13 protein-coding genes and 1 riboswitch are annotated in these 14064 nt (G+C 41.5%); of the genes, 11 read left to right on the forward strand and 2 right to left on the reverse strand.

Going from position 1 to position 14064, the window contains the following annotated elements; translation table 11 throughout:
• Positions 1–3: 3 nt before the first annotated feature.
• From AC1XUO_RS22555 to AC1XUO_RS22585, 7 genes are all read left to right on the forward strand, one after another.
• On the forward strand, positions 4–1005 hold the full coding sequence (locus AC1XUO_RS22555) for a lysylphosphatidylglycerol synthase domain-containing protein (protein ID WP_483332079.1): 1002 nt from the start codon (positions 4–6) through the stop codon (positions 1003–1005).
• A 10-nt stretch (positions 1006–1015) separates the two neighbouring features.
• Entirely contained in the window at positions 1016–2167 is a 1152-nt protein-coding gene (locus AC1XUO_RS22560) for a glycosyltransferase (RefSeq protein WP_483332081.1), read from the forward strand.
• A 124-nt stretch (positions 2168–2291) separates the two neighbouring features.
• Entirely contained in the window at positions 2292–2519 is a 228-nt protein-coding gene (locus AC1XUO_RS22565) for a hypothetical protein (RefSeq protein WP_483332083.1), read from the forward strand.
• 632 nt (positions 2520–3151) lie between these two features.
• A complete protein-coding gene (locus AC1XUO_RS22570; protein ID WP_483332085.1) occupies positions 3152–4057 on the forward strand; it encodes a helix-turn-helix domain-containing protein in 906 nt (301 codons plus the stop codon).
• A gap of 101 nt (positions 4058–4158) precedes the next feature.
• On the forward strand, positions 4159–5625 hold the full coding sequence (locus tag AC1XUO_RS22575) for a TolC family protein (RefSeq protein ID WP_483332086.1): 1467 nt from the start codon (positions 4159–4161) through the stop codon (positions 5623–5625).
• 66 nt (positions 5626–5691) lie between these two features.
• Complete coding sequence (locus tag AC1XUO_RS22580; protein ID WP_483332088.1) at positions 5692–8931, forward strand: efflux RND transporter permease subunit; 3240 nt, start codon at positions 5692–5694, stop codon at positions 8929–8931.
• A gap of 16 nt (positions 8932–8947) precedes the next feature.
• A complete protein-coding gene (locus AC1XUO_RS22585) occupies positions 8948–10075 on the forward strand; it encodes an efflux RND transporter periplasmic adaptor subunit (RefSeq protein ID WP_483332090.1) in 1128 nt (375 codons plus the stop codon).
• Between the two features lie 68 nt (positions 10076–10143).
• Here the strand turns inward: AC1XUO_RS22585 and AC1XUO_RS22590 are convergent, their stop codons facing one another.
• Positions 10144–10725, reverse strand: coding sequence for a DUF1543 domain-containing protein (locus AC1XUO_RS22590; protein WP_483332091.1), 582 nt, complete (start codon positions 10723–10725; stop codon positions 10144–10146).
• Positions 10726–10805: 80 nt separating this feature from the next.
• Positions 10806–10871, forward strand: a riboswitch (Fluoride riboswitch).
• A gap of 31 nt (positions 10872–10902) precedes the next feature.
• Here AC1XUO_RS22590 and AC1XUO_RS22595 point away from each other — a divergent pair.
• Complete coding sequence (locus tag AC1XUO_RS22595) at positions 10903–12207, forward strand: voltage-gated chloride channel family protein (RefSeq protein ID WP_483332093.1); 1305 nt, start codon at positions 10903–10905, stop codon at positions 12205–12207.
• On the opposite strand, the gene AC1XUO_RS22600 is transcribed toward AC1XUO_RS22595, so the two are convergent.
• The gene (locus AC1XUO_RS22600; RefSeq protein WP_483332095.1) at positions 12204–12494 is read right to left on the reverse strand and encodes a GNAT family N-acetyltransferase; all 291 of its coding nucleotides are present in this window, start codon (positions 12492–12494) and stop codon (positions 12204–12206) included. The genes AC1XUO_RS22595 and AC1XUO_RS22600 overlap by 4 nt on opposite strands.
• A 307-nt stretch (positions 12495–12801) precedes the next feature.
• Here AC1XUO_RS22600 and AC1XUO_RS22605 point away from each other — a divergent pair, with 307 nt between their 5' ends.
• The 3 genes from AC1XUO_RS22605 (at position 12802) to AC1XUO_RS22615 (ending at position 14062) form a co-directional block, all read left to right on the forward strand.
• Complete coding sequence (locus AC1XUO_RS22605; protein WP_235153449.1) at positions 12802–12966, forward strand: lmo0937 family membrane protein; 165 nt, start codon at positions 12802–12804, stop codon at positions 12964–12966.
• 155 nt (positions 12967–13121) lie between these two features.
• Entirely contained in the window at positions 13122–13658 is a 537-nt protein-coding gene (locus AC1XUO_RS22610) for a hypothetical protein (RefSeq protein WP_483332097.1), read from the forward strand.
• 104 nt (positions 13659–13762) lie between these two features.
• Positions 13763–14062 (forward strand): hypothetical protein, encoded by a 300-nt coding sequence (locus AC1XUO_RS22615; protein WP_483332099.1) that lies wholly within the window; start codon positions 13763–13765, stop codon positions 14060–14062.
• Positions 14063–14064 lie beyond the last annotated feature (2 nt).

Below are 14064 nucleotides of genomic sequence, written 5' to 3' on the forward strand. Positions count from 1 at the left end.
ATCATGGTGCAAGATAGTCAACTGAAAGCTTCAAACGAAAAAACAGCCTGGCGAAAGCTTTTCTGGGCCGCAAAGCTTATTGTTACCCTTCTGATTTTAAGCTACATATACAAAACCTTTCAAAACGAACAAAAAGGAATTGGCGATATTGGATCGGTTTACAGCGAAATCCTGCGAGGAGATCATTTAAATACCTTATTGATCATGCTGCTTCTGGTTCCGGTCAATTGGGCACTGGAAAGTTTTAAATGGCAAAGACTCGCCAGAAAAGCGGTTCCCATAACATTCTGGGAAGCTTTCAGAGGTACTTTGACTGGGCTGGCAATAGGTGTGGCAGCACCTGCGCAGCTTGGAGATACAATCGGAAGGGTTGCTGCGCTGAAATCAGATGACCGCCTGAAAGCCATCGGAGCAGCCGTTGTTTCCAATGGAATTCAGTTTTATGTTTCGCTTATTTTTGGCGGCTGGGGACTTGCCAGGATCGGTAATAAACTCGGACTTGATTCTGCTGGTAAAAATGGTTTATATGTTTTGCTTTTTTTTCTGCTGCTAACTGGTTTTTTGGTTGTAGCCTATCGAAAACGACTGAATAAGTGGGAACCTCAAAAAGTATACTTGCAAAAAGCACTATCCTATATCCGGATCATCGGTTCGTATACGGCTACTGACCTGCTCGTTGCCACGATTTTTGGAACACTCCGTTATCTGGTTTTTTTAACGCAATTTCTTCTTGCCTTATCTTTATTTAGTTTCGCAATGTCGCTTATGGACTTGGCTGCTTGCGTTGCGCTAATTTTTCTTGCCAAAACACTTATCCCGGCAATCAATGTCTTGGGAGATCTGGGGTTAAGGGAATTTACTGCACTTTTTGTTTTCAAACAATACAATCTGCCTGCCGAACAAGTCATTGCTGCAACCTTTCTGGTATGGATCATTAACGTGCTCGGCCCCATCCTGATCGGAATTTTCCTGATATGGAAATATAAATGGAAAAGTCTAAAATAGGAATTCAAATATGATAGAACAGTACATCGCTCCCTGGCTGATACCCGTATTATGGACATTCATAACAAGTTATGCGGTGTTCACGATCATGTTATATATTCTTTGGAAACGAATTCCTTCTCAGTTTGAAAATAATAATGATCATTCTGACATTATTTCCGTCATTATCCCGGTGCGTAACGAGGAGGCTAATATCATTGCGTTGTTACAAGATATCAGTGCCCAGACTTTTCCATTTTCACGTTTTGAAGTCCTGGTTATGAACGATGGCTCAACGGACAATACTGCTGAACTTGTCAATAACTATAAAGATCAATCCAATTGCGCGATACAATTGATCACATTGCCGGATACACCAACAACTTCTCCGAAAAAACGTGCGATCGAAACTGCAATGGCACTTGCAAAAGGAAATTTGATTGTAACCACAGATGGTGATTGTCGCGCAAAACCCGGCTGGCTGGAAGCAATCGCCAATTGCCACAGTGCCACGGGCGTAAAACTTATCAGCGGTCCGGTTACTTTTAACCACGAAACTTCCCTAACCGATCATTTACAAACCGTAGAATTTTCCAGTCTGATCGGAAGTGGCGCGAGCGCGATCCAAGCAGGTTTTCCTTCCCTATGCAACGGTGCAAACCTGGCCTATGAGAAAGATGCATTCTTTGAAGTTGGCGGATACGACGGAGTTAGACATATTGCTTCGGGCGATGATGAATTTTTAATGCATAAAATTTCAGCAAGATTTCCCGGAAAGGCTATGTTTTTGAAAAATCCGGACGCAGTCATTTCAACCCAGGCTCATAGGGATTGGTCATTGTTCTTTAAACAAAGAAAGCGCTGGGCGAGTAAATGGAAACATTATCAGAGCAAAACACCCTTGGTTTTGGCATTATTTGTTTTCTCTTGCAATCTCTCAATCATTCTTGCAAGTGCTTTATGGCTATCCGGAAATCTGTCGTATAGTAGTTTCCTAACATTGCTTCTGATAAAATGTGCCCCTGAATGGTTATTTCTAGGTACAATTCTACACTTTTTAAGAAAAACTGTTTCAATATTCTTCATTCCACTGACACAAATTTTCTACCCTTTCTATGTATGTTTTTTTGGTTTAGTTGCACAAAAACCAGAATATGAATGGAAAGGCCGTAAATTAGTCTAGATGACCATATACGATCTACACCCTTAATCGAATTTGGCATGGTTTTCGTAGATGTATTCGCGTGCAGAAACGAAACGGAAAGGTAACACCCGGTTTCTCCGTTCTTAACCATATTGAATTTACCATGAAGAGTCTTCTATCTATCTCACTACGTTGTCTGGACGCCATACTTTGGTCATTAGGCTTGTCTTCTGTTGTTTTGGTTCTAATGTTAGGATTTTACTTTTGCTGGACCATCCCAACGACAAAAAATGATCCTGTAGAGCTGGTAGAAAAGTCGTCTAAACCGACCATGGAGACAAAAAGTGTTATGGTTACACTTGATAATAATTCAGTTTACGCAGAACGCTAGTTTCTACCCCCTATTGGACTGCTTTATGTTGGTTTAAGTTGCCGAAAATCGACACCGAGAATATATACATTCGGAAGAAACGTAATTGATTTATTTTCAAATCGTAAAATTCTACAACATTAGTAGAATTTTATCTGCAATAGCTTGACATTCATACGACGATTCTGTAAGTTTAGTTAAATAAATAACTCAACCTTAACGTCTGCGTGTTATGAGCGAGAACCCACTAGATCCACAATCCAAATCTGAAAGGCAAAACACTGGTTTGGAAATGAAGAGCGATAAGACTTATGTCTGGAAGCCCCAAAAAGATATTCGTATATCAGAGCTTGCACGATGCATTAAATTTGTTACTCATCCCATTTGCCACGACCGATCATTGATTGATTCAGATTGTCTAAGGCATTTTGCTGTCATTGAACCCTAGATTCCCACACCTCCATTATTCAAAAACATTTTTAAGTAAAGCTGATAGTAAATCTTGATCAGAGGGTTATGTTATTGTATCTCATTTTATGGATATTGTTACATAGCCCTATTCTTTACAGAGAAACATTTATTTTCAATTAAAAATCATCTCCCCAGAAACCAAGATCGTTGGTGCTGATATTTGAATTTCATAGCTTTATGGAATGATAGTAAGCGAATCAATCGAGGATTTTTACAAAACCCATCCCGCTGCAAAACGAGCTTCGGGAGATCCCTTTTCAAGTACTTTGCAGTACGGACATTTTAACGTCTTTTCCCGGAAATTTTGTAACCGTTACAATGCTTACAGTCGGAGAGATTATTATAAAATTTCGCTAATCCTTGGAAAAGGAAATCTTACCTATGGCGATTCAAAAATCGAGATCAACCAAAATGCACTAGTCTTTTTTAACCGAAATGTCCCCTATTCCTGGGAAACATCTTCGGAACAGCAATCCGGATATTTCTGCCTGTTTAATGACGATTTTCTTAACGGCATGAATCGCACAAAGAATTTTATGGATTCTCCAATTTTAAAGCACGATACGATTCCTGTTTATTTTATTAATGAACAACAGGAACAGTATCTTTTGGAAATCTATCAGAAAATATCGGCTGAGATGGAATCCGGTTATGTTTATAAATATGATCTGATCAAAAATCATGTAAACCTGATTATTCACGAGGCTTTAAAAATGCAGTCCTCACAGGCAGCTGGTTATCATACAAACGGTTCAAGGCGCATCGCATCCTGTTTCTCCGAACTTTTGGAAAGACAATTTCCAATCGACTCGCCAGAGCATAAGTTACAGTTGCGTACGGCGAAGGATTATGCACAAAGACTATCCATCCATATTAATCACCTCAACAGAGCACTGAAAGAAGTAACCGGCAAGACGACAACCGAACACATCACAGAAAGATTGATTCAAGAATCAAAGATTTTATTAATAAAATCCAATTGGAGTGTGACTGAAATTGCATACTGCCTGGGATTTGAGTACCCGGAGTATTTTAATAACCTGTTCAAAAAGCAAACCGGAATAACACCAAATTCATTTCGAAAGTAAATGTTTGAATTTTACAGGTTATTATTTGAAATACATAAGAATATGTACCAAGCACCTCATTATTTTTGTAACCCAGGAATACAATTTAGAAAATGATTAAAATGAAATTTATTTTCGCAGCAAACCCTCCCCGAACTTCAATAATCTTTCGACAATTTAGCAGTTTGCCATATTTAATAAAAAATGGAGTATTATATTTTCTGCTCGCTTCTTCATTTTTTATATCAGCTAAAATCAACGCCCAGGTTTTAACAATCGCTGATGCCATTGAAACTGCTAAATCTAACTACGGCACCATCAAGGCAAAGACGAATTACGCAAATGCATCGAGAGCAACGGTGCAACAGAGCATAAAAGACTATTTGCCAAATCTTAATCTTTCTCTTCAACAGGATTATGGAACGGTCAATGGACAGAACGGACCGTTATTTGGATTGGGCGGTTTGGGTGTGGCTTCTTCTGGTCTTCCATTGGCGAACCAAAACTGGAATGCCGCCTTTGGTGCCTTATATCTCACGAATGTAAACTGGGATTTCTTTGCGTTCGGCCGCGCCCGCGAAAAAATAAATGTCGCAAAATCTACCGTGATGCGCGATGAAAGCGATTTGGAGCAGGAAGTTTTTCAACATGAAATTCGCGTTGCCGGTGCTTACCTGAATTTATTAGCCGCACAAAGATTGACCCGTTCCTGGCAAAATAACCTGGCCCGTGCCACGGCCATAAAACAAGTAGTAGTTACCAGAGCTAGAAATGGTTTGATCGCCGGTGTAGATTCTTCACTCGCGAATGCGGAAGTTTCCAACGCAAAAATTGCGATTACCAGAGCTAAAGATTTTGAGCAGGAGCAGGCAAACCGGCTGGCGGTCCTTATGGGTGTTCAGCAACAGGATTTCGCGCTTGACACTGTCTTTATTGCCAAAATTCCTGTGTCATTCGCCGATTCGATTAACGCGCCATCAAAAAACCATCCGCTTTTAAAATATTATTCAAACCGGATCGCGGTCAGCAACCAACAGGCAAAGTATTTCCATACACTTAGTATGCCGGTTTTCTCTGCTTTCGGTGTTTTTCAAACACGGGGTTCAGGATTCAGTTCAAATTATGCGCAAGATCAGACCGCATATACAGGCAGTTTTGCGGAAGGTATCAGGCCAGTCCGGTCTAATTACCTTTTAGGTGTTGGGGTTGTCTGGAATATGACCAATGTGCTGCGTATCCGTCATCAGGTTTTGTCTCAGAAGTTCGTTTCCAATGCCCTTCAAAATGAATATGATCTGGCGGACCAACAGATCAGAAACCAGCTTATTTTATCGAATAATAAGATACAAAATGCACTTGCCAATTATCGCGAAGCACCAATTCAGATCAAATCAGCGACAGACGCATATATCCAGAAAAGCGCGCTTTACAAAAATGGGCTGAGCAATATCGTTGATCTGACGCAGGCATTGTACATATTAAACCGGGCAGAAACCGACCGCGATATTGCTTACAGCAATGTCTGGCAAGGGCTTTTGCTCAAAGCGGCCGCAACCGGAGATTTTAATTTATTCACAAGCAGTTTTTAGCATTCTTTATGAAAAAGAGACTTCAGCCCTCGCTTAAAGTCTTTTCATAAACCCTTTCCCAACCCTATGGAATTAATAAGAAGTGCACTTCGCAAACCCATTTCAATTTTAGTACTCGTAGCCGGGTTATTCTTTTTCGGTATCAATGCGGTGCGGACGATCAAAGTTGATATTTTTCCGAAAATGGATTTGCCGGTTATTTATATTTCTCACCCTTTTGGTGGGTTTACGCCTAACCAAATGGAGGCTTATTTCGGAAAACCTTATGTCAATATTTTTCTTTTCGTGAATGGTCTGAAAAGTGTTGAAACGAAAAATATTCAAGGCCTGACGCTGATGAAGCTGAGTTTTTATGAAGGCACAAATATGGCGCAGGCGGCTGCCGAGCTCAGTTCCTTTTGTAACCGGATGCAATCTTCGTTTCCGCCAGGTTCTCAGCCACCATTCATTATACGGTTCGATGCATCAACGCTACCCGTCGGGCAACTTGTTTTCAGCAGTCCTACCCGATCCAATAATGAGCTTCTTGACCTTGCACATGTATATGTCCGGTCCTCTTTTACATCTATACCAGGTTTGGTTTCTCCGCCGCCATTCGGAGGGAATCTTCGTACAATTTTGATCAAAGCGGATCCGGAATTATTACGCTCACATAACCTTACACCGGATCAGCTGGTTGAAGCGATACGGCTGAACAACCAGGCAACCCCAGCCGGAAACGTAAGGATTGGCGATAAGAATTACCTGACACCAGCCAATACATCCATAAAAAATGTTCAGGATTTTGGGAATATTCCTCTGTTTAAAGGCACCGTTCAAAACCTTTATCTGCGTGATGTGGCTACCATTGAAGATGGTGCTGACCTTACTGCCGGTTATGCACTCGTCAACGGAAAAAGATCTGTTTATCTTCCAATCACAAAATCAGCAGATGCTTCGACATGGGAGGTTGTGCAAAGTTTGAAAAAAGCGCTGCCGAGATTTCAGAGCCTGCTTCCGGAGGATGTAAAAATTTCTTACGAATTTGATCAATCGGCCTATGTAATTAATGCCGTTGAAAGCTTGATCGTGGAAGGTGCGATTGGGGCTATTCTAACCGGCATTATGGTATTGATATTTCTTGGTGATCCGAGAGGTGCATTGATTGTAATTCTTACTATTCCAACTTCTATTATTTCCGGAGTGTTGTTCCTTAAATTATTTGGGCAAACCATCAACATCATGACGTTGAGCGGGCTTTCCCTGGCCATTGGTATTCTCGTTGATGAATCGACAGTAACCATCGAAAACATTCACCAGCACCTTGATCTCGGAAAACCCAAGGCGCTTGCGATATGGGATGCTTGTAAAGAAATTGCTTTCCCAAAACTTTTGATTCTTTTTTGTATCCTGGCCGTATTTGCACCTGCATTTACCATGACGGGTATTCCCGGAGCACTTTTCCTTCCTTTGGCACTGGCAATCGGTTTTTCAATGCTTGTTTCGTATTTGTTATCGCAAACATTTGTACCGATCATGGCCAACTGGCTTATGAAAGAACATAAACCTAAACACAAGAAGTCTGCTGACTCTTCCATCGCTGCGACGGAAAATGATACCTGGGAGGACAAAAAAGAAATTGCTGAAACGGCGGATACCAACCATGAAGGAAAATTGACCGGGTTTGAAAGATTCCGGCGGGGCTTTATGCGGATGATTGATAAACTTTTGCCAAAACGAAAGCTGGTTGTGGTGTCTTATGTCGTTATTATTTCGGCTTGTGCAGGATTTTTACTGATCAATATCGGTAGAGACGTACTCCCAAAAGTGAACGGAAGACAATTCCAGCTTCACATACGCGTCGCTGATGGAACCCGGATAGAACGCACCGAAGAAAAACTTATTCAAACAATCGGTGTGCTTGAAAAATTAATCGGTAAAGAAAATATATCAATTACTTCGGCATTCGTCGGGATGCACCCTGCACAGTTTTCTGTTAACCCGATTTATTTATTTACAAGCGGGCCACATGACGCCATTTTGCAGGTGAGTTTGAGCCACGATTATCATGTTAATCTTGACGACTTGAAGGAAGACCTTCGGAATAAAATGAAGGAAAGTTTACCGGATGTAAAAGTTTCGTTTGAACCGATAGAGCTGACCGACAAAATCCTCAGCCAGGGATCTCCAACGCCTGTTGAAGTCAGGATTATGAGTAAAAATAAAAAACAGAATGAAGAGTACGCTAACAAACTGGCAGCCAAACTAAGCCAGGTAAGTTTTCTGAGAGACGTCCAAATCGCTCAGCCGCTTCATTATCCGTCGGTGAATATTGATATTGACAGAACCCGCGCCGCACAACTTGGCGTAGATATGTCAGATATTTCACGGTCTTTAACGGCATCTACATCTTCCTCGCGTTACACAGAAAAAAATGTATGGCTGGATGAAAAGATCGGACTTAGTTATGCTGTTCAGGTTCAGGTGCCTGAAAACAAAATGAATAGTATTAACAGTATCGGGGAAATTCCGATTTTGAAAAATTCGTCCAGACCCGTCCTGAGTGATGTTGCAACAATAAAAATGGACACGACTTATGGAGAGAATGATAATTTTGGCGCTATGCCGATCATTTCGGTTACATCGAATTTGCACAAGACAGATTTAGGAACGGCAACCACAGCGGTGCGGGCTGCTATTGTCGCCCTGGGTGAATTACCCCGTGGAATGACAATAGAGCCAATCGGATTAAGTAATGTGCTGATTGAAACGCTGGATAGTCTCCAATCCGGACTTGGCGTTGCGATCGTGGTAATATTTTTGATGCTTGCCGCTAATTTCCAGTCATTTAAAGTTTCTCTGGTCGTATTAACAACGGTGCCAGCTGTATTATTAGGCGCGCTAGCCATGTTGACAATCACCGGATCTACATTAAATTTGCAATCTTACATGGGAATTATCATGTCTGTTGGCGTGTCCATCGCCAATGCCGTATTGCTCGTTACAAATGCTGAGGAATTACGAAAACATAATGGAAATGCACTGATGTCCGCAAAAGAGGCTACGTCACTTCGACTAAGACCAATCTTGATGACCAGCGTTGCGATGATCGTCGGGATGATTCCGATGGCTGCTGGTTTTGGAGAAGGTGGAGACCAGGCCTCTCCTTTGGCACGCGCAGTAATCGGAGGATTGATCGCGTCAACTTTCTCTGCATTGATTATCCTCCCGCTGGTTTTTGCCTGGGTTCAGGAAAAAACATCAACTGCTTCGGTTTCCCTGGATCCGGAGGATAAGGAAAGCAAACATTATATACCGGCTCATTAATTCAAAAATATTCACAATGCAACCTATCAATAAATATTCGACATTGAACAGTCTGGTTTTGGCTGCCCTTATTGCAACAGCAATCGGATGTAATTCAAATGCTGAAAAAAAAGAACATAAAGAAGAGCCCGCAGCTGAAAAAAAAGTGTCGGTTACAGAAACTTTTCCATTGAAAAAAGAAGATCTCTCCACCGCATTTCATACGCCGGGAGAATTGATCTCCTACCAGCAGGTTGATCTTTATGCACGGGAGACCAGTTTTGTAAAAAAACTATATGCGGATGTTGGAACGGAGGTGAAGGCCGGACAACTCTTGGTATCAATGGAAGCACCCGAACTGAATTCACGTTTGGCGGGAGCTGAATCGCGGGCAAAAGCTCAGGAGGCAGCCTACATTGCGAGCAAAGCAAATTATAATCGTTTGCTGGAAACGAGCAAAACGCCGGGAACAATCTCGCAAAATGACCTTGACCAGGCGTTGGCACGGATGGACGCGGATTATGCACAGCTTCAATCTGCGAAAGCCAGCCAGAAGGAAGTTGGCGCTTCCAAAAATTATCTGGAAATCCGTGCACCTTTTGCAGGGATCATCACAGCCAGAAATGTCAATCTTGGTGCTTATGTAGGCCCTTCCGGAAAAGGTTCTGAATTTCCGCTCTTCACTTTGCAGGATCAGAAAAAAATGCGTTTGGTTGTTTCAATCCCGGAAGCTTATGTTGGGTATGTCACCAATCAGACAGAAATCAAATTTTCTGTAAAAGCATATCCAAATGAACAATTCACGGCAAAAGTAAAACGTATGGCTGGCGCTCTTGATACCAGACTGCGATCAGAACGAATCGAAATGGACGTGATCAACAATAGCAAAAAACTGCTCCCAGGCATGATTGCCGAAGTATCCATCCCACTTTCTTCTCAGACAGCATCTTTCGTTGTTCCAAAAACTGCGCTGGTTAGTTCTATGGAAAGAGTTTTTGTTGTGAAAGTCATTGATAACAAGGCGGTATGGGTTGATGTACAGAAAGGAAGAGAAGCAGACGGAAATGTCGAAATTTTCAGCGACAGTCTGAAAGTGGATGACCAGCTCGTAAAATCTGCCAGCGAAGAAGTCAGGAACGGGTCCGTGTTGAATAAGAAGGTTTAATAAAAAATGCGAAAGAAAATAAAATCCTTGAATAATCTGCCTCGGTTATATTCAAGGATTTTTTATTTTCAAAATTCATCCAATACTTTCTTTAAAGGGAAATATCCAAGAAATAGCTCATCTTCTTCCATCTCTCTTTTAATTATTTTGATAGAATATTTCTCCTTAAATACCGCAGGCAAAATATCACTTACCTGAAAAATATCGTCCACATCGATTCCATATTTATCATCAATATGAGAAGGCGCACCCTTAAAACCGGTGTGTTTGTAAAAAGCAGTTTGTTTCGCCAGTCGAATAGCCTCACCTTGCGTTTTCGCCACCGTCAGCATTTTATAATGAAATTCGTCGAATTCTCCTGCCTTATACCCGCCCAGGTTTATAAAAAATAAGTTATCTCCCCCGGCTTCGAGGGCCTCACTTCTTTCAGTGATTTCTATGGTATAACCATCCACCGACTTTACTTCGCGGAAGGCGTCAACATGAATTTTCTTATTTGCCTCCGGCCAGCTTGTAATGATTTCCGGTACCAGATCCTTTAAAGAATTTCCTATGCCAAAAAATATATCGTGCTGTTCGGTGAACCTGCCGGGAGGACGGCAACCTAAAAGAACCATGAATAACTTTGGTGGATTTACAAACTGCTGCATACTTTAATCAATAATATGAGCCCAATATCGAAATATTGTACAGTAAAAACACGCCGGAGCTTCGAATTTCTGAATATATTTGCAGACGAGGAAATGGTGTCTTCCTATTCGAACCGCTTTAAAAAGCTGATGACGCCTGGTCAATTTTAATGTTAAACATTATTTGCCAGGATTATCATGTCTGAAACAAAATTCAAAATGCCTTCTAACGCCAAAAGTTACTTTTTATCTTTTAATCAAAAGTTTCCATCAACGAAGTACGTTTTAAAGTGGCTGTTACTTAGCTCTCTTCTGGCCGTTTGCGTTGGATCCGTGTCTGCTTTTTTTCTTGTCTCGCTGGAATGGGCTACAAAATTGAGAGAAGCCAATATCTGGTTAATCGCACTACTGCCGCTGGCGGGTTTTCTGATCGGTTTGTTATATCACTACTATGGAAAAAGTGTTGAAGCTGGAAACAATCTGCTCATTGACACAATTCACGATCCAAAAGATTTCATTCCATTAAAAATGGCACCATTCGTTTTGATTGGTACCATTGCTACGCATGTTTTCGGAGGGTCAGCCGGCCGCGAGGGAACGGCACTGCAAATGGCGGGATCCATCGGAGAGCAGTTTTCCAGATTATTTAAACTTAGCAAAGACGACCGTAGAATACTGCTTATTTCAGCTGTCAGCGCTGGATTCGGCTCCGTTTTCGGCACCCCACTTGCCGGTGCGATTTTCGGCCTTGAAGTATTTCTGATCGGGAGATTAAGATATGACGCAATTTTCCCTGCATTTATATCGGCAATTCTGGCCAGCCTGGTCACCGATTCCTGGCAGGTTTCCCATACGCATTATCACATTTCTTTGGTACCAAAAACTTCTGTTCCAACGATTTTATATAGCATTGGCGCAGCGATATTATTCGGGATTACAGCAGCTTTTTTCAGCAAAAGTATTCACGTCGTATCACGAATTTTTAAGTCAAATATTGGCTTTCCTCCATTGCGGCCGGTTCTAGGTGGCATTATTGTAGCACTCGGTGTCTGGATTTTGGGCACGACTAAATATGTCGGGCTTGGTATACCAACCATATTGCTTTCATTTGAACAGAATCTTCCGCCCTATGATTTTCTTCTGAAAATTATTTTTACAATCATCACCCTCGCCGCTGGTTTTAAAGGCGGCGAAGTTACTCCGCTTTTTTTTATAGGGGCAACTTTGGGCAACGCGCTTTCCTATTTCATTCCGCTTCCCGTGGGATTACTGGCCGCTATGGGCTTTGTCGCGGTATTTGCCGGGGCCACCAATACTCCGCTTGCCTGCATACTTATGGCGATTGAATTATTTGGCAGTGAATGCGGAATTTACGTAGCTATTGCCTGCGTTGTTTCTTACCTGTTTTCAGGAAGCAGCAGCATTTACAGCGCACAGATGATCGGCGAACCAAAAAATTCAGTTTTTCTGGATCAATCCGGTAAAAGAATGCGTGAACTTTAATGATGCGCGACCAGCTTTTTCCACTCCGGATGCCTTTCCAGGAAACTGAGCACGTAAGAGCAACGCGGAACAATCTGTCTGTTTTCGGATTCCAGAAATTCGAAAGTTTTTGTCACCATCGCAGATGCAACACCTTTTCCTTCGAGCTCCGGAGCAACTTCCGTATGAATCAGATAAACCAGATCGTATTTTATCACATAGTCGATAAATGACCGGTATCCGTCGACGATGAATTCAAAATTATGTTCTTCCTTATTATCTACGAGAGGAATATCTTCGTATTTCACGTTTCTATAATTTAATATTGGTGCCAATTTAGATCCTACATATCGTAAAAGCAATCAATTCTCCTATACATTTTTCTAATGAGCTGACGCCAGACCCCATAAATTATTCAAGGTATACAATTACTTATAACACTGAAACGACTTATTGAGGGCTTTTTTCTACAACTATTAGGGATAAAAATGAAGTTAAGTGCTGATTCTGGTTAAATACGGGGAATTAACTCGTTTTTCAGAATAAAAAATGCGCTGGCACTTAATTTTAACAAGCTTTATCAAACATTATCAATCAAACTAACTTACTACCACCATGGGAAATCTACTTTATACAATAGCCGTTATTCTGGTTATTTTGTGGCTAATTGGCTATTTCGGCTTCGCTAGCTTCGGAATGGGAAACATCATTCACGTATTGCTGGTAATCGCTGTTGTTGCCGTGATATTAAGAGTGATCCGTGGAGACAGAGTCGTCTAACAAAATACTTCATCAATAAATATTGGCTCAGAACTTTCATTAGTTCTGAGTTTTTTTATGGCCACATTTTCAAAAGGCTGATCCGTTTGTTGGCATAATTGTTACAAACAAAAAATAAAAAGCTGAACCATTCAAGATTTAACAATTAGATAACAATGGAGAATCCTGACGAGATCATTATCCCCGATAATGTTACCGCTGTCTTTAAAACAAAAGACAGTTCTGAACGGGCATACAATGAATTAATTTCCCGAGGCTACCTATCAGAAGAAATAACGGTTTTGATATCAGACGAAACGCGAAAGTTGCATTTCTCTGACCTAGATCATTCCGACCTGACTACGAAAACTTTGGAAAATGCCGGATTGGGGTCTGCCATTGGCGGAACTGTCGGGGCGGTTGCCGGAGCGATTGCAGCGATCGGTACTGCAGTTTTTATTCCCGGATTAGGAATCGCTGTCGCCGGACCAATCCTGGCATCGCTCACAGGTGCGGGGGCAGGAGGACTGACAGGCGGCATCATTGGCGCGTTGATCGGGTCGGGCGTTCCGGAACATCATGCAGAGCATTATGATAAAAGTTTAAAAGAGGGTGGCATAATCATTGGTTTTAAACCAAAAACAGTTGTAGTCAGACTTGACATCATCACGGCCTGGAATAGTTATGGCGGTCGTCAGATCCATGAAGATTAATGATCGAAAATTTTGATTAATATGAATGCCAGTGCAACCCTTTTTGATCCGCACTGGTTTTTTTGGTATAATAATTTTGGCAGTGAAAATTACAACGCTCAGACATGGCAGATTTTATAAAATGCAAGCAGGAGAATGGATTTCTTATCTTTGACACGATCGAAAAATATCCGGAAAACATTGCCGATGATATTCTCGATGAATTCGTAAAACAGGATCTGGAATCGATAATATACAAAAGCGCAGGAGACCCCCTTTTTCAGGTTACGGGCAGAATCCGGGAAAGTTATGTTAAATTAATCCATAACAACGAAGGAACAGATCCTGTTCTCAGTAAAATAAATGAAATTAAAAAAGCGCTTGAACGAACAATTCAGGAGCTGGTTATGAACCATTTGGAATAGCG

Source organism: Dyadobacter sp. HNCC25DJ186, assembly GCF_056895235.1.